The sequence below is a fragment of the Arthrobacter sp. ZBG10 genome (assembly GCF_001238605.1).
Lineage (GTDB): Bacteria > Actinomycetota > Actinomycetes > Actinomycetales > Micrococcaceae > Arthrobacter.
Window position 1 is genome coordinate 1 of sequence record NZ_LFQH01000098.1, and the last position, 15,985, is coordinate 15,985.

13 protein-coding genes and 1 pseudogene are annotated in these 15,985 nt (G+C 67.9%); 8 read left to right on the forward strand and 6 right to left on the reverse strand.

Translation table 11 applies throughout. From position 1 onward, the window contains the following. The 3 genes and pseudogenes from ACU18_RS18240 to ACU18_RS20310 form a co-directional block, all read right to left on the reverse strand. Positions 1-261: pseudogene (locus ACU18_RS18240) on the reverse strand (DUF5719 family protein); the annotation flags it as partial. Then, positions 254-3,592 carry a glycosyltransferase family 2 protein gene (locus ACU18_RS18245; RefSeq protein WP_050687896.1) on the reverse strand — a complete coding sequence of 1,113 codons (3,339 nt, stop codon included), beginning with the start codon at positions 3,590-3,592 and terminating at the stop codon, positions 254-256. The pseudogene ACU18_RS18240 and the gene ACU18_RS18245, both read right to left, overlap by 8 nt. A gap of 29 nt (positions 3,593-3,621) precedes the next feature. Continuing rightward, on the reverse strand, positions 3,622-4,152 hold the full coding sequence (locus tag ACU18_RS20310) for a WhiB family transcriptional regulator (protein ID WP_082178404.1): 531 nt from the start codon (positions 4,150-4,152) through the stop codon (positions 3,622-3,624). Between the two features lie 378 nt (positions 4,153-4,530). On the opposite strand from ACU18_RS20310, the gene ACU18_RS18255 reads away from it, so the two are divergent. Then, on the forward strand, positions 4,531-5,229 hold the full coding sequence (locus tag ACU18_RS18255) for a TIGR03089 family protein (protein ID WP_050687897.1): 699 nt from the start codon (positions 4,531-4,533) through the stop codon (positions 5,227-5,229). 36 nt (positions 5,230-5,265) lie between these two features. On the opposite strand, the gene ACU18_RS18260 is transcribed toward ACU18_RS18255, so the two are convergent. Then, the gene (locus tag ACU18_RS18260) at positions 5,266-5,826 is read right to left on the reverse strand and encodes a GtrA family protein (protein WP_050687898.1); all 561 of its coding nucleotides are present in this window, start codon (positions 5,824-5,826) and stop codon (positions 5,266-5,268) included. Positions 5,827-6,000: 174 nt separating this feature from the next. Between ACU18_RS18260 and ACU18_RS18265 the strand changes: the two genes are divergently transcribed. From ACU18_RS18265 to manA, 4 genes are read left to right on the forward strand one after another with little or no spacing between them, the layout of a single operon-like run. Next, positions 6,001-7,197: a 5-(carboxyamino)imidazole ribonucleotide synthase gene (locus tag ACU18_RS18265; protein ID WP_082178405.1), complete on the forward strand. Its 1,197-nt coding sequence runs from the start codon at positions 6,001-6,003 to the stop codon at positions 7,195-7,197. Continuing rightward, positions 7,194-7,778 carry a 5-(carboxyamino)imidazole ribonucleotide mutase gene (gene purE, locus ACU18_RS18270; RefSeq protein WP_050687900.1) on the forward strand — a complete coding sequence of 195 codons (585 nt, stop codon included), beginning with the start codon at positions 7,194-7,196 and terminating at the stop codon, positions 7,776-7,778. The genes ACU18_RS18265 and purE overlap by 4 nt, the downstream gene beginning before the upstream one ends. 9 nt (positions 7,779-7,787) lie before the next feature. Next, entirely contained in the window at positions 7,788-9,431 is a 1,644-nt protein-coding gene (locus tag ACU18_RS18275; RefSeq protein ID WP_050687901.1) for an LCP family protein, read from the forward strand. A gap of 40 nt (positions 9,432-9,471) precedes the next feature. Next, positions 9,472-10,731, forward strand: coding sequence for a mannose-6-phosphate isomerase, class I (gene manA, locus ACU18_RS18280; RefSeq protein ID WP_050687902.1), 1,260 nt, complete (start codon positions 9,472-9,474; stop codon positions 10,729-10,731). On the opposite strand, the gene ACU18_RS18285 is transcribed toward manA, so the two are convergent. Together ACU18_RS18285 and glpX are read right to left on the reverse strand one after the other, a co-directional pair. Beyond that, complete coding sequence (locus ACU18_RS18285; protein WP_050687903.1) at positions 10,728-11,780, reverse strand: lipid II:glycine glycyltransferase FemX; 1,053 nt, start codon at positions 11,778-11,780, stop codon at positions 10,728-10,730. The genes manA and ACU18_RS18285 overlap by 4 nt on opposite strands. 93 nt (positions 11,781-11,873) lie before the next feature. Next, entirely contained in the window at positions 11,874-12,896 is a 1,023-nt protein-coding gene (gene glpX / locus ACU18_RS18290; RefSeq protein ID WP_197273624.1) for a class II fructose-bisphosphatase, read from the reverse strand. Positions 12,897-13,122: 226 nt separating this feature from the next. Between glpX and ACU18_RS18295 the strand changes: the two genes are divergently transcribed. The 3 genes from ACU18_RS18295 to ACU18_RS18305 all read left to right on the forward strand — a co-directional run bounded on the left by ACU18_RS18295 (position 13,123) and on the right by ACU18_RS18305 (position 15,925). Next, a complete protein-coding gene (locus ACU18_RS18295; protein ID WP_050687905.1) occupies positions 13,123-13,803 on the forward strand; it encodes a DUF4245 domain-containing protein in 681 nt (226 codons plus the stop codon). A gap of 9 nt (positions 13,804-13,812) precedes the next feature. Then, positions 13,813-14,427, forward strand: a complete 615-nt coding sequence (locus ACU18_RS18300; RefSeq protein WP_050687906.1) for a carbonic anhydrase — start codon at positions 13,813-13,815, stop codon at positions 14,425-14,427. Between the two features lie 76 nt (positions 14,428-14,503). Further along, a complete protein-coding gene (locus ACU18_RS18305) occupies positions 14,504-15,925 on the forward strand; it encodes a class II fumarate hydratase (protein WP_050687907.1) in 1,422 nt (473 codons plus the stop codon). The last annotated feature ends 60 nt before the right edge of the window (positions 15,926-15,985 follow it).

Sequence of the window (15,985 nt, forward strand, 5' to 3'; positions counted from 1 at the left end):
GGCGGGAACGGTGGCCGCCACAGCCGCCAGGTCGCGGTTGGACGCGGGGCCCAGCAGGGACCCTGCGGCCACCACGGCCCCTGCGGCTGCCAGCACCAGCGCGGACGCGGCAAATCCTGCCGCCGCGGCTTTGCGCCGTTTTCCGGCGGGACGCACGGGGGCCTCCGCCGGGGTCCCGGCCGCCGGGGCGGGGGGTTGCGGAGCTGAGGGCTTGGCCGGTGCTGTGGCCTGGCCCGCTGCGGGGGTGGTGTTCTCACGCATTCTGTTGTTCCTTACGCAAAGAGCCCTCGCCACGTGAAAGGCCGGTCCGTGGCCGCGGCGCCGGCAGTGGGATGGCCAGCAGGATGGTCAGGCCGATCACCGTCAGCTGGGCTATTCCGGCCCAGGGCCCCCAGGGGTTTTCGTAACGGACAGTCAGTTGGCCGGCGGCGGTGGGAAGGGCAAAGGCCTGCGACCAGCCGGAGGTGGCGGTGGGCAGCTTTTGGCCGTCCAGCCACGCGCTCCAGTGCGGATCGGCCCGTTCAGCAAGGACAAGCAGCCGGCCGTCCGGCCCGGCAGGGATTGCGGCGTCGACGTCGGTGGCTGCGGACGGCACCATGGCAATCGCTGCCCCGCCGCCGTCGATAATCCTCACCCTGTGGGCAACCTCGGCAGCCTGGTTGGCGGGCTGGTTGAGGGGCGTGATGCGCCACAGCCAGCCCATGTCCGTCTGGCCCACCGCGACGAGTCCGGGCACGGCGTCCATGCGGCTCGCGGTCAGCTGCGCGGCGGAATCGGCGGCGCGGAGCACCACAAACCCGGCTCCCAGCTGTTCCAGGTCCGCGCGCGGGTCCACGCCCTGGCCCGCCACGAGCGTTGCCACAACCCGGCGGAGCGAAGCGGTCACGCCGTCGTCGTCGCGGACGGTTTCGGCGCCCGGCGCGCCGATGATGTTCCGTGCTGAAGCGATCGCTGACAGGCTGTCCAGCGTAGTGCCGGCGCCGCGCTGGAGCGCAGCATCGATGGTGCCGTCGTCGCGGGTGCTGATCAGGAGGGTCCGGGTTTGTTCCGGACCTGTCCCCCGGTCGATTGCAGTGGCCGGCAAGGTCCGCGGGGTGGCGGGAACCACCAGCCGCGGGGTGCCCAGCGGCTGGCCCTCGGCGTCTGCCGCAGGCGCTGCCGCTGCGGCGGGATCCGTGCCCAGCAGGTTCTGGGCGGACCAGGCGGCCATGCCGGCGAGGGGGCCGGCCAGGACCAGGACCAGGCCGGCGGCCACGGCCACCCGAACCCCTGCCCGCTTACGGGGATTGTGGGCGGCGGCACGGTCGGCCAGCGAGAGGAGCTGCTCGGCGCCGAGCAGGCCGGCGCCCAGCAGGGCAAAGGCCGCTGCCGAGACAGCGGGCCCGGTAAACGGCACCACCAGGGTGTCCGCGCCGGCCGCGGTGGCCACCTGGCCGGCGAGCCAGCCGCCGGCAAGGGCTATCGCGGCTGCTGACCACAGTGACCGGACCGTTTTGGCGCGGCGGCCTGTGATGAACAGCCCCACAACAGCGAGGAGCAGGATGGGGACGGCAACCAGGCCGGCGAGCACCGGGGCCCAGGGAACAATGCCGCCATCGAAGACGGAAAGCCCGGCCAGGCCGCCGTCAAGGCCGAACCGCAGGGGCTGGCCCAGGAGCTGCTGCCACAGGGGTGCGGCTTCGAAGGCCAGGGGCAGGCCTGGATCGGCGAGGAGGGCGCGGGGCCGGTCCAGCACGGACAGGCCAAACGGAATAAACAGGGCAGCGGCGGGCAGCAGGGCCCACCACACGGTCCGGCCGCGGCGGCCCAGCAACAGTCCGCACAGCACCACCACGGCCACGGCAGGCACCAGCAGTGCCGGCGCCGAAGCCGCGATGACGGCCAATGCCAGGCCGGCGGCGGCCGCAGCTGTCCAGGACGGGGTGCCGTTGATGCCGGGCCGGATGGGTGGCTTGTTTCCTGTCCTGCGGTCGCCGGGGGCGGGCATGGTGAATCGTCCGTGGCCTACCGCTGAGCCTGTGGCCCGGAGCAGCGCGAGGGCAAACAGGGGAATCATCAGGTGCGCGATCAACGCACCGGCGCGGCCCTGGTTAAGTGCCACCTGCAGGGCCGGGGCAGCGGCCCAGGCCAAAGCGGCGGCCAGCCGGAGCCTGCGGCGGACGGTAAGGCCGCCGGCCGCGAACCAGGCAGTGAGTCCGGAAAGCGGGGTGCTGAGCAGCAACAGCCACGCCAGGGCGGCGTTGGCGTCGCCGCCGCCGATGACGCCAAGGACCCACAGGACGTATCCGAAGGGGTCGCCACGGCCCGGCAGCCCGGCGCCGAGGCCCACCCACCAGCTGGAGGCATGGTGCCAGATGTCGCCCAGGCCGGCGGAGACGGGGATCAGCGCACCACCGGATACGGCGTCGGCGCGGAACAGGCCGGCGAGGCCAAGCAGGGCGGCGACCGCGGCGACAATAACGGCAGCAAGGGCGCCGTTGCCCACCCAACCTCGCTTGGTGGTGGCCAGGGCGGCAAAATCATCAGCGGCGTCTCCGGTGGGCTGGTTGGCCAGCGGATCGTGTTCCAGCTCGTCCGCCGGAGTGTTGTCGGATCCCAGCGCCTCCATGAGGGACCGCCGGTGGCTCCACACCTCCCGGCGGGGGGTCTGCAGCTTCCGGATCACGGAACGCCGGATCCTCCGGGTTTTCCGCGCAGCCCCCCTGGCGCGGGCAACGGCCCGGGGCCGGGCCAGGGCAGCGCAGGTCGCGGCCAGCTGGGACAGGCCGTACCCGGGATCTTTGACCAGGATGCTGAGGACGAACTTGAAGAGGCTGCCCAGCAGGGCGCCAACAGCGTGGACCGGGACCAGCCAGGCCGGTGCGTGCTTGAGCCGCAGGTGGACCTGGGCTTTCCTGGCAGCGGCAGCGTTGCCCAGGGCATGCGGCCGGTGGGCCACATGGAACATCCTGGCCGAAGGCACCACCACCACGCGGTGCCCGGCCAGGCGGTTGCGCCAGCAGAAATCGACGTCGTCGCCGCTGCCGGGAAGCGCCGGGTCGAAGCCGCCCAGCTGCTCCCAGACGTCGCGGCGCACCAGCATCCCGGCGGAATTCACCGCGAAAGTATCACTTCGCCCGTCGTACTGGCCCTGGTCCAGTTCCTCGGCGTCAATCAGGGTCAGCCGTTCAGCCCAGCGGCTCGTTGAAAGGCCCACGTCAATGAGGTGGCGTTCCGCGTCCCAGTCCAGCTGCTTGCAGCCGGCCACGGTCACGGACGGCGCCCGCTCCACTGCCGTGAGCAGCTCGGCCAGCGCCTCCGGCGCCGGCGCCGCGTCGTCATGGAGCAGCCAGATCCACTCCGGGCGTGCGTTTTCGGCGGCGGCATGCCATGGCGACAGCCCGGCAAGGCCGGCCTGCACGGCAGCGCCCATACCGCCCTTGACCCGGTCATGGGCCACAACGTGCGCGGCGCCGAGGGCCCCGGCAAGGAGCTGCTGCGATTCGTCGCGGGAGCCGGCATCCACACCGATGGCGCGGTCAACCGGCCGGGTCTGTTCCGCCAGGGCGGAGAGGGTCCTGGGGAGATAGGCACTGCCGTTGTGGGCGACCACAACGGCAGTGACATAAACGTCCTGAAGAATTAGACTGCCCGCTTCCTAAGCCGCCGGCGCTCGCGCTCGGACAGGCCACCCCAAATGCCAAACCGTTCATCGTTGGCCAGCGCATACTCAAGGCACTGCGACCTTACGTTGCACGCACCGCAAACCTTTTTGGCGTCCCGGGTTGAGCCGCCTTTTTCCGGAAAAAACGCCTCGGGATCCGTCTGGGCGCACAAGGCGTCAGTCTGCCACCCCAGCTCCCCTTCGTCGTCGAAGTCCTGCTGGAACGGCAGGCCCAGCCATTCCGGCTGCGTCGCGGCGGAAATGGCCAGTTCCATGGGCGGGTCGAGTTCGTCCTCGGGATCCGCGCCGCTGGAGAGGGCTTCATGGGCTGCCAGGAACGCGGTGGCCTGCTGGTCAAGGCTGCCGCCGGAATTCCGGTTGTAGCGTTCGGCGGCGTCAGGATCTGCAGGATCCACATACCAATCGCCGGGCACGCCCCGTGCACGGTATTTGGCTGTCGCCTGACCGGCGACAATGCCATCTTCCTGGATTCGCTCTGCTTGCCCCACGGCGACCCTCCTGCTGTTGCGGCTACTGCCTGGATACGTGGACACTCGGTTGTGTGCCGGTATTTACGCAGTTGCCTTAGATATCTAATTACACGTGTGTAACTTGGGTGAGTCAAGCCGGAGCCGGGATAATAATCACTCCGAACCCCCAACGCGCGCACGCCACGCCGATCATTTCGTGGCGTGTCGCACGGCCCTCGTGCAGGTCAGCGCGGTTCCCGGCAGCTGCGGCCCTGATTTCCCGGCAATCGGGCACCTTCGGGCAACGCCCCGCCGGGATGGACGTCACTCCGGTGAGAGGCAAGTCACAGGCCTGCTGCACCGGAATGGTCCCGGCCTGCTGGCGCACGGAGGGCTGCCCGGTGGCAGGATGGAGTCATGACTACTCCGGCGTCCCACCTGATGACCAGCCTCCGTTCCGGCAATGCCACAGCGCCGCGGCTTACCTGGTACGGCCCGGACAGCGAACGCGTGGAACTTTCCGGCAGGGTCCTGGACAACTGGGTGGCCAAGACCAGCAACCTGCTCCAGGACGAACTGGACGCGGCTCCCGGGATGCGGCTGAAACTTGACCTGCCCGCGCACTGGAAGTCAATGGTGTGGGCCCTGGCAGCCTGGCAGGTGGGTCTGGAAACGGTCCTGGACGGGGCGGACGCCGATTTCCTGGTCACGGCGGCCACCGACCCGGTCGAGGGCCGGTATGACGCCGTAATCGCCGTTGCCCTGCCTGCCCTGGCCATGCGCTGGCCGGGCACGCTGCCGGCAGGCTGGGTGGATTACGCCGCCGAAGTGCGCTCCCATGGTGACGTCTTTATGGCCCATGCCGAGCCGGACCCGGCGGCCTGCGCCATCCGTGCCGGCGGGGGCGGGGTCCACAGCCAGGCTGGGCTGCTGGAGGGCTTCGCACTCCCCCACGAGGACGGCGCAAGGATCCACCTCGCCGCCGGGGATGGCCTGGAAGGCGCCCTTGCCGGCGCACTGGGCGCCTGGCAGCACGACGGGTCGGTGGTGCTGACCGCACCTGAGGTTGAACTGACGGACCACCTGCTGGCTACCGAACGCATCCACGGCAACTAGGCCACAGCGGCCCTGCCCGCGCGCATTCGGGCTGGATCAGGGCCGGGACGGTCCGCCCGGGGTGCTGCCCTGATCGGCGGCCGGAGCCTGCCCGCGGTGCTGGTGGTGGAGTTCGATCAGGTCATGGTCGTGCGAGAACTCGGGTTCCTGGTCCAGTTCCTCATTGAAGACCCAGAACCGGTAGGCGAAGAACCGGAAGATGGTGCCCAGAACAAGGCCCACAACGCTGCCCGCGATAAAGAGCGAGGGCTTGTCGTTCAGTTCCAGGACGTACTTGGCGAACCACACGCAGCCGGAGGCGATCAGCAGGCCCACGAAGTTCATCACGGCGAACAGGACGGCCTCGCGCACCACGTTGGCCTGCTTACGATGGCGGAACGTCCAGAACCGGTTGGCCACCCACGAGAAGATGCTGGCCACGATCGTGGCGACGGCCTTGGCCCAGACTTCGCTGCCGTGCATGGGCCCCGTGAAAAGCCAGATGAAAATGGCGGAGTCAATGACAAACGCCACACCGCCCACGGCCCCGAATTTGGCAACTTCACGCCAAAAGAGTGAGGCGAGCCCCCGGATTCGATCTGCAAGTGCGCTAAACATGACCCTCCATGGCCGTCTGAACTATGGGCCACACGGCCAAACGACTATTTTAGCCCCCAAACACCCCCTCCGGCCCCTCCGCCGCCGCCTTCCCCGGCGCAGATTGGTGGAAATCTTCGGCGTAGAGCGCCCGGGAAGCCGGGATCACGGGCTGTCTTCGGTAGGCTTGCCCATGTGACTTTTCCAGTAATAGGCGTGGTTGGCGGCGGCCAACTGGCCCGAATGATGGCCCCAGCCGCAACCGCACTCGGCTTTGAACTCCGTGTCCTGGCAGAAAGCGGGGACGTTTCGGCAGTCCCGGCGGTCCGGACCTCACCGGTGGGTGACTACAAGGACCTCCAGGCCCTGCTCGGCTTTGCCGAAGGCGTGGACGTGCTGACCTTCGACCACGAGCACGTCCCCACGGCGCACCTGCGCGCCCTCCAGGACGCCGGGGTCAACGTCCAGCCCGGACCGGACGCCCTGGTCCATGCCCAGGACAAACTGGTGATGCGTGCTGCCATCGAGAGGCTGGAACTGCCCAACCCCGCGTGGGCCTCAGTGGACGGCATCGCCGACCTGGTGGCCTTCGGGGAGGACAGCGGCTGGCCCGTGGTGCTGAAGATGCCCCGCGGCGGGTATGACGGCAAGGGTGTTCGGATTGTCGCGTCCGCGGAGGAAGCCGCAGAAACCGCTGAGTGGTTTGCCGCCATGAGCCCGCTGCTGGCCGAGGCCAAAGTGGAATTCACCCGCGAACTTTCGGCCCTGGTGGCCCGGACTCCGGACGGCGAGTCCCGGGCCTGGCCCGTGGTGCACACCATCCAGGTTGACGGCGTCTGCGATGAAGTCATTGCCCCGGCCCTGGACATCCCGGTGGAGGTCGCCGCCGCTGCCGAGGACGCGGCCCTGCGGATCGCCGCCGAACTCAACGTGACAGGCGTCCTCGCCGTCGAACTTTTTGAAACCCCCGGCTCCGGCCCCGGGTTCCTGATCAACGAACTGGCCATGCGGCCGCACAACACCGGCCACTGGACCCAGGACGGTTCGGTGACCAGCCAGTTTGAGCAACACCTCCGGGCTGTTTTGAACCTTCCGCTCGGGTCCACCGACGTGCTGGCACCGGTAGTGGTGATGAAGAACTTCCTGGGCGGCGACAACCAGGACCTGTTCTCGGCGTTCCCCCTGGCGTTGGCCAGCGAACCGGCCGCCAAAGTGCACTGCTACGGCAAATCGGTCCGCCCGGGCCGCAAGATAGGACACGTGAACCTGGTGGGCACGTCCGCGGCGGACGTTGATTCCGTCCGCAGCCGCGCCTCGCTGGTGGCGGGCATCATCCGTGATGGCCGCGTCCCCGCCGGGGAACCGCAGCAAACATTCGAGGAGAACCAATGAGCGCCAAAGCCAACCCCGCCGCCACACCGGCGGCGGCCCCCCTGGTGGGACTGGTCATGGGTTCCGACTCCGACTGGCCCGTGATGGAAGCTGCGGCCGAAGCCCTGGCTGAGTTCGGCATCCCCTTCGAAGCTGATGTGGTTTCCGCACACCGGATGCCCACCGAGATGATCAGTTACGGCAAGTCCGCCCACGAACGCGGGCTCCGTGTGATCATCGCCGGCGCCGGCGGTGCCGCCCACCTGCCCGGCATGCTGGCGAGCGTCACTCCGCTGCCCGTGATCGGCGTCCCCGTTCCCTTGAAGACCCTGGACGGGATGGACTCGCTCCTTTCCATCGTCCAGATGCCCGCCGGTGTACCGGTGGCCACCGTCTCCATCGCCGGCGCCCGGAACGCGGGCCTCCTGGCTGTCCGGATCCTCGCAGCCGGTACCGACGATCTGGCAGCCTCCCTCCGGACCGACCTGCTCGCATTTGCCGAGGAACTCAACGCCGTGGCCAGCCGCAAGGGGGCAAACCTCCGGCAGAAAGTCAGCGAGGTCTTCGCGGACCCCGCGGGCTCCCCCCGGGGCAGCCACTAGGACGCGCCCATGGCCAGCAGCAAAGCACAGCACGAAGCCACCGGCAGTGGCCTGACCGATCCCGTCCGGTTCCCGGCCGGCGCCGCCCCCGCGGTCCGCACCAAGCGGGCCTTTGTCCTGGTGCTGCTGACCCTCCTGGTTCCGGGCAGTGCGCAATTGGTGGCCGGCGACCGCAAACTGGGCCGCACGGCCCTGCGGGTCACCCTGTGCGCCTGGGGGCTCGTGGCCATTGCCCTGCTCCTTGCCGTGTTCAACAGGAGCCTGCTGATCAACATCCTGGCCAACCAGTTCGGTTCACTGCTGGTGGTCATCCTGCTCGTCGCCTTGGCTGCCGGCTGGGCGGTCCTGTTTGTCAACACCCTGCGCCTGATCCGCCCGGTCCTGCTGGCGCCCAAGGCGCGTCCCGGCGTCGCCATTGCCCTCGTCCTGTCGCTGGTCCTGGGCAGCGGTACCCTCGCCTACAGCGCCTACCTGCTCAACGTGAGCCGCAACGCGATCGGGAGTATCTTCTCTGCCGGCCCCGCCATCGAACCGGTGGACGGCAGGTACAACTTCCTGATGATGGGCGGTGACGCGGGCGATGACCGCACCGGCCGCCGCCCGGACAGCCTTTCCGTCCTGAGCGTGGATGCCAAAACGGGCCAGACGGCCATCATCTCGGTGCCCAGGAACTTCCAGAACGCACAGTTCAGCGAAGGGTCGCCGATGCGGGACATCTACCCGGACGGTTACAACTGCGGCGACGAGTGCCTGATCAACGCGATCAACACCGAGGTCACCAACAAATACGCGGACCTGTACCCCGGCGTCGCTGATCCAGGGGCGCAGGCCACCATGGAAGCCGTCTCCGGCACCCTGGGCCTCACGGTCCAGGCCTATGTCCTGGTGGACATGGAAGGTTTCGCCAAACTCATCGACGCCATGGGTGGAATCAAAATCAAGGCCGGTGGCTGGGTGCCGCTGAGCGGTGAGGTCATCGATGAGGCGAACGGCATCCACGGCATGCCCATGGGCTGGATTCCGGCCGGCGAACACCGCCTGAACGGCGACCTGGCGCTCTGGTACGGCCGGTCCCGCGAATTTGTGGACGACTACGCCAGAATCCAGCGCCAGCAGTGCATCCAGCAGGCCATGCTCAAACAGCTCGACCCGGGCACGCTGCTGGCCAAGTTCGAGGAAATCGCCAATGCCGGAACCCAGGTGGCGGACTCCAACATCTCGTCCAACCAGCTGGGCAGCTTCGTGGACCTCGCCGTAAAAGCAAAGGGACTTGACATCAAGCGGATGACTATCGGTCCGCCGGACTTCGACGCCTCCTTCTCCACGGTGCCGGACTTCGGTGAACTCCACTCCCGCGTGGACCAGCTGCTGGCGTCGGCCGGGCCGCAGGCTGCCGGGACGGCCGACGACGCCATGGCAGTTCCCGCCCCCGGTACCGGCCAGGTGCAGGCCGCCGGAGTTCCTGCCGCCCTTTACGCGGCCGGCGCCCTTCCCCGCCAGCAGTCACCGTCGCCGTCGGACTTCGTCCCGGTGACCACCACGCCGGACGGCGAGCCGATTACCGAGGCCATGCTGAACGAACTCAAGCGCCAGGGCAACGAGCAGGCCATCCGGGACCTCGTGGCCAGTAACGGCAACTGCGCGCCGCTTTAGGCAGCGCAGCCACACCAGAACCAAGTGATCGGAACGGGCTTTGTACGAAATTGAGAACGTCCTCCGGGATTATGCCTGGGGTTCGACCACCGCCATCGCCGCCCTGCTGGGGCGGCCCGAATCGGGCGGCCCCGAGGCCGAACTCTGGATCGGCGCGCACGCGGACTCCCCGTCGGTGGCCCGGTCCGGCAGGAATGGAACACCGACGCCGCTCAACGAGCTGATCGACGCCGACCCTGCGCACCACCTCGGTGCAGGTTCCGTGGCCCGCTTCGGTCCCCGGCTGCCGTTCCTTGCCAAGATCCTGGCCGCCGCCCAGCCGCTGTCCCTTCAGGTGCATCCGAGCCTCGAGCAGGCACGCTCAGGTTTTGCCCGGGAGAACGACGCCGGCGTGCCGGCCAACGCAGCCAACCGCAACTACCGCGACGATAACCACAAGCCGGAAATGATCCTGGCGCTGACGCCGTTCGAGGCCCTGTGCGGATTCCGGCCTCCGAAACAGACCCGGCAGCTCCTGCAGCATGTGGCAGGCCTTTTTGACCAGGCCGGGCGCACTGCTCCCGCCTTGCTGGGCACCCTGCTCGCGGACCTGGCCGGACCGGACGAGGGACAGGCCCTCCGGACGGCCTTTGAAAGGCTGATTTCCGGTGGCGGAGAGGTAGCAGAGGCCACGGCAGTGGTGGCAGCTGCCCTCATCTCGGGCGCGCCGCTGGAGCCCTACCGCCCTGAACTGGCCACAGTGGTCAGCCTGAACGAAAAATACCCGGGCGACCCCGGCGTCCTGATCTCCCTGCTGCTGAACCGGATTTCGCTGCAGCCCGGCGAAGCCGTCTACCTTCCGGCAGGCAACGTCCACGCCTACCTGCACGGCCTGGGTGTGGAGGTCATGGCATCATCGGACAACGTCCTCCGTGGGGGGCTGACGCCCAAGTTCGTGGATGTCCCCGAACTGCTGCGGACCATCGATTTCCAGCCCGTCGCGGTGCCCATGCTGGCGGCCACCAGGAACGGCCTGGACCAGGAAATCTTCAGCCCTCCGTTCGCGGAGTTCTCCCTGCAGCGCATCGCTTTGGGTCCGGACGCGGGTCCGGTGCCTATAGCCCAGTCGGGAGCGGCAGTGGTGGTTGTGGTGGCCGGCGACATCTACCTGGACTCCCCGAAGGGCGACCTGCACCTGTCGCGCGGCGGCAGCGCGTTCCTGCCGGCCGCCGAGGCGCCGGTGAATGTCCACCGCGCCGCGGGCAGCACCGAAGAAGTCCTCGCCTTCGCGGTGACCACCGGCCTTCCGGCCGGGGACTAGCGCTTCAGCAGGCGGGCCGCTGCCGGCCGGACCCGGCCAGCAGCGGCCTTCACCGCGCGCCGGGCGCCCTGCAGGCCGCGCCTGGCCAGCGGCATGGCTTTGGCGTAGGCAGGGTACAACGGCGACAAGGGCTTGTCCCAGGTGCCCAGGAGCAGGTTCTCGTGCTTGGCGAACTGCTTCTTGAAATCGGAGATGCCGTCGTTGAGCAGGCCGTTGAAGTCATACCGCGAGCAGCCGTCCGCTCGCATTGCCTGCAGGGCTGCCCACTTCACGCCGTAGTTGACCCGCTGCTTCTGCCCTTCGACGGACACCCCGCCGTAGAGTTCGAAGGCCGTGGCACCGCTGCGGGCGAGCCAGACAAAGGCCAGGACCCGGCTGCCGTCAAACGCGGCGATGATCGGGGAACCCTCGCCCAGGTTGGCAAAGATGTCCCGGTAGTACTGGTCCTCATGGATGCCGAACCCGGCCCGTTCGGCCGTTTCGTGGTAGATCGCCAGGACCTGTTCCAGCTCGTCCGCGCTGGCGACCTTCCGGAACTCCACCTCGCTGCGCATTGACTTGCGGATGTTGGCGCGGGTGGACTTGGACATGTCCGCCATCAGCTCATCGTCGGTCCGGCCAAGGTCCAGGATGAGGGTCCGCGGGATCAGGACCGTGTTTTCGGTTTTGCGGAACCCGGCGGCAGCCACCGCGCCGGCGAAGTCCGAGTCGGCGTCCCAGTCAGGTTCGATGCTGAGCGCCACTCCCCCGTGACGGGTTGCGGCATGCGCCGCCAGGCTGTCCAGCACTGCGGGGGCATCGGCCGCTGAGCACATGGGCCCGCGGGGAATGTAGACCAGGGCCTTGAAGGGAAAGGGCAGTCTGCGGATCAGCAGCTGCGCGCAGCCAACTGTGGTGCCGCCGGCCACCAGGAGCACCCGGTCAACGGACCAACCGTGCGCGGCCTTGGTCTGCCCCCAACCCCACAGCTGCTGCGGATGCCCCTGGAACCGGTCAACATGCTCATCCCACAGGGTGCGGTCAGTACAGGGCACAACAGCGACAATCATGGCTTAAACCCTATACCAACGCGTTAACGCCGAAGCCCCGGGGCGCGCTGGGCACTCCGGGGCTTCGGGACGGGCCGGCTACGGCCGGCAGGCTCAGCTCTTGCGGGCGTAGCCTTCCCACTTGCTGGCCTGGTGCTCGCCGTCCACAAAGCGGATGGTGCCGGACTTGGACCGCATCACGATTGACTGGGTCAGGACCTTGTCCTTGGAGTAGCGGACACCCTTGAGCAGGTCTCCGTCCGTGATGCCGGTGGCTGCGAAGTAGCAGTTGTCGCTTGAGACGAGGTCGTTGGTGGAGAGGACGCGGTCAAGGTCATGGCCGGCGTCGATCGCCTTCTGCTTCTCGTCGTCGCTGGTGGGCCACAGGCGGCCCTGGATGACGCCGCCCAGGGACTTGATGGCGCAGGCCGCGACGATGCCCTCGGGGGTGCCGCCGATGCCCATCAGGGCGTCCACGCCGGTGCCGGACCGGGCCGCCGCAATGGCGCCGGCAACGTCGCCGTCCATGATGAACTTGGTGCGGGCACCGGCTTCGCGGATCTCTTCGACCAGCGGGCGGTGGCGGTCACGGTCCAGGATCATCACGTTGAGCTGGTTGACCTTAACGCCCTTGGCCTTCGCGATGAGGTGCAGGTTCTGCTTGACGGGCAGGCGGAGGTCCACCATGTCGGCAGCCTCGGGGCCGGTGACCAGCTTCTCCATGTAGAAAACGGCTGAGGGGTCGAACATGGAGCCGCGCTCAGCCACGGCGAGCACGGCCAGGGCGTTGTTGATGCCCAGGGCGGTCAGGCGGGTGCCGTCGATGGGGTCGACGGCAACGTCGCACTCAGGGCCGGTGCCGTCGCCGACGCGTTCGCCGTTGAACAGCATGGGGGCTTCGTCTTTTTCGCCTTCGCCGATGACCACAACGCCGTTGAAGTGGACGGTCTGCAGGAAGGAACGCATGGCGTCAACGGCAGCGCCGTCCGCCGTATTCTTGTCGCCGAAACCTACCCAGTGTCCGCCGGCGATGGCCGCGGCCTCGGTGACGCGGACCAGTTCAAGGGCCAGGTTGCGGTCAGGCTCGTCGTTGCCTACTGCCAGGGACGGTGAGATCGTGGAGTATTTCTGGGTCATGGACGCTGGTGACACGTGAACCTCTTCTTCGAGTGGCGATCATTAAACCCGCAACGCCGGTGCGGCGGTGCGGTGATTCCTCTGCTTCCGATCATAGTCGCGGCATCGGGCACGGGGCATCGGATGACGCGCCCCCGCAATGTGCCGGGATTGGCCGGAGCCGGACCGAGGGGGGTCCCGAATAGCAGAGGGTGCCTCTATAGGCGACTATGGAGGGGTGAATGAAATGCAGGAAAAGCCCAGCCCCAGCCCCGAACCCAGCGAAACCCGCGGCCGGGAGTCTGCCGCCGGGCAGGACGGCGGCAGCCAGGTTTTGCCCGTCATTCCGGCGGCGGCGGCCAAGCGGGCCAACGCTTCGGTGATCGGCATGATCATCGCCCTGGTGGTCAGCATTGCGGCGTTCCTGCCGGTAATCCTGATGAACCCGCTGCCCAAGAGTGATGGCTACCGCCCGGACATCGACGTGGCCGCAATAGCCGGCCGGGCCGCGGATGTGGCAGGATTCACACCTGCCGCGCCGGACACCGGCGGTGCGTTCAGGGCCAATTACGCCCGCTGGGAGGCAGGCACGTCCAGCGGGGTCCCCACCTGGGAGGTGGGCTACCTGACGCCCAAGGGCTCCTTCATCGGCATGGTCCAGACCATCAAGGCCAACCCCACCTGGCTGCTCCAGGAAACCCGCAACGCCCCCGTTACCGGCTCCCGCAGCGCAGGCGGCCAGGAATGGGAACTCCGGGACACCGGCAAGGGCGAGAAGTCAATGGTGCTGGAATATGGCGGCACCACCGTCATCCTGACCGGCGCCGCCCAACTGGAAGAATTCGGCACGCTGGCGGGCGCCGTGGTGAAGTCCATTGAGGCCAACCCGGCCGTAACAGTTTCACCGTCCGCCACCGCAGCGCCGTAACGTAGTCGCGTGGCTACCTACCTGACCCCCGCACTCGCCTGGCGCCGCCTGCGCGAAGGAAACGAACGCTTCGTCAACGCCGAAACGTCCCACCCCAACCAGGATGCGTCCCGCCGCTCCTCCCTGGTGGAGAACCAGCACCCGTTTGCGGTGATCTTCGGCTGCTCGGATTCCCGGCTCGCCGCCGAAATCATCTTCGACGTCGGCCTTGGCGACGTTTTTGTGGTCCGCACCGCCGGCCAGGTCATCGACGACGCCGTCCTGGGCTCCCTCGAATACAGCATCGGCGTGCTGGGGGTGCCCCTGATCGTGGTCCTCGGCCACGACAACTGCGGCGCCGTCAGCGCCACCAAGGCCGCCGTCGAGACCGGACAGATGCCTGCCGGTTTCATCCGGGACCTGGTGGAGCGGATCACGCCCTCGGTGCTGACCTCGCTGCGGAACGACCAGACAGAGGTCAACGACATGGTGGTGGAGCACGTCAAGCAGACCGCCCAGCGGCTGGCGGACAGCTCCCGTGTGATTTCCGACGCAATCGAAAGCGGCCGCGCCGCCGTCGTTGGCCTGTCCTACAGCCTGGCGGAAGGCCGGGCGGACGTTGTTTCGGGCATCGGGGACCTCTAGCGGCACCGGGCGGGCCGCTGCGTCGCAGCCCCTTCACGGTTTTCGATGGTGCGCCCGCTCGTCCTAAGCTAGCCCCATGACTTCCACTGAAGAATTCCGCATTGAACACGACACGATGGGCGAAGTCCGCGTCCCCGTGAACGCCCTGTACCGTGCACAGACGCAGCGTGCAGTTGAGAACTTCCCCATCTCCGGAAAAACCCTGGAACGCGCCCACATCGAGGCGCTGGCCCGGGTCAAGAAGGCTGCGGCGCAGGCCAACGCGGAACTTGGGGTGCTCGACGGCGAGCTGGCCAAGGCGATCGCCGACGCTGCCGATGAGGTGGCGGCGGGCAAGTACGACGGCGACTTCCCCATCGACGTTTTCCAGACCGGCTCCGGCACCTCCTCGAACATGAACACCAATGAGGTGCTGGCCGAACTCGCATCACGCGCCCTGAAGGCAGCCGGCAGCGACAAGGTGGTCCACCCCAACGACCACGTCAACGCCTCGCAGTCCTCCAACGACGTCTTTCCCACCTCGGTCCACGTGGCAGCCACCTCGGCCCTGATCAACGACCTCATTCCTGCGCTTGGCTACCTGGCAGAGTCGCTGGAACGCAAGGCCGTGGAGTTCAAGGACGTCGTGAAATCCGGCCGCACCCACCTCATGGACGCCACCCCGGTGACGCTGGGCCAGGAGTTCGGTGGCTACGCAGCGCAGGTCCGCTACGGCATCGAACGCATCAACGCAGCACTCCCCCGCGTCGCTGAGGTTCCGTTGGGCGGCACGGCCGTGGGCACGGGCATCAACACCCCGGCCGGCTTCCCCGAACGTGTCATCGAACTGCTCGCCACGGACACCGGCCTGCCGCTGACCGAAGCCCGCGACCACTTCGAGGCCCAGGCCAACCGCGACGGCCTGATCGAAGCGTCCAGCCAGCTGCGCAACATCGCGATCTCCTTTATGAAGATCAACAACGACCTGCGCTGGATGGGCTCCGGCCCCAACACGGGCCTGGGCGAAATCGCTATCCCCGACCTGCAGCCGGGTTCCTCGATCATGCCGGGCAAGGTCAACCCCGTCATCTGCGAGGCCTCCATCATGGTGTGCGCGCAGGTCATCGGCAACGACACCGCCATCGCCTGGTCCGGCACCAACGGCGCCTTCGAGCTGAACGTCGGCATCCCCGTGATGGCCGCCAACCTGCTTGAGTCCGTGCGCCTGCTGGCCAACACCAGCCGCGTGATGGCGGACAAGATGATCGACGGCATCACCGCGAACGTGGAGCGCGCCCGCTTCCTGGCCGAGGCCTCACCGTCCATCGTCACCCCGCTGAACAAGTACATCGGGTACGAGAACGCGGCGAAGATCGCCAAGAAGGCCGTGGCCGAAGGCCTCACCATCCGTGAAACCGTCATCGCCATGGGCTTCCTGGAGCGCGGCGAGGTCACCGAGGAACAACTGGACACCGCCCTGGACGTTATGTCCATGACGCGCCCGCCGCACAAGGCCTAGTTCCCCCGGCTTTCCTGCAGTACGACGGCGGCCGCCACCTGGCGGTTTCTAGGGGTCGTT

Coding starts and splice junctions, on each gene's coding strand:
- ACU18_RS18255 (WP_050687897.1), top strand. CDS start 4,531: ATGACTACTCCGGCGTCCCACCTGATGACCAGCCTCCGTTCCGGCAAT.
- ACU18_RS18260 (WP_050687898.1), bottom strand. CDS start 5,826: ATGTTTAGCGCACTTGCAGATCGAATCCGGGGGCTCGCCTCACTCTTT.
- purE (WP_050687900.1), top strand. CDS start 7,194: ATGAGCGCCAAAGCCAACCCCGCCGCCACACCGGCGGCGGCCCCCCTG.
- ACU18_RS18275 (WP_050687901.1), top strand. CDS start 7,788: ATGGCCAGCAGCAAAGCACAGCACGAAGCCACCGGCAGTGGCCTGACC.
- ACU18_RS18285 (WP_050687903.1), bottom strand. CDS start 11,780: ATGATTGTCGCTGTTGTGCCCTGTACTGACCGCACCCTGTGGGATGAG.
- glpX (WP_197273624.1), bottom strand. CDS start 12,896: ATGACCCAGAAATACTCCACGATCTCACCGTCCCTGGCAGTAGGCAAC.
- ACU18_RS18295 (WP_050687905.1), top strand. CDS start 13,123: ATGCAGGAAAAGCCCAGCCCCAGCCCCGAACCCAGCGAAACCCGCGGC.
- ACU18_RS18305 (WP_050687907.1), top strand. CDS start 14,504: ATGACTTCCACTGAAGAATTCCGCATTGAACACGACACGATGGGCGAA.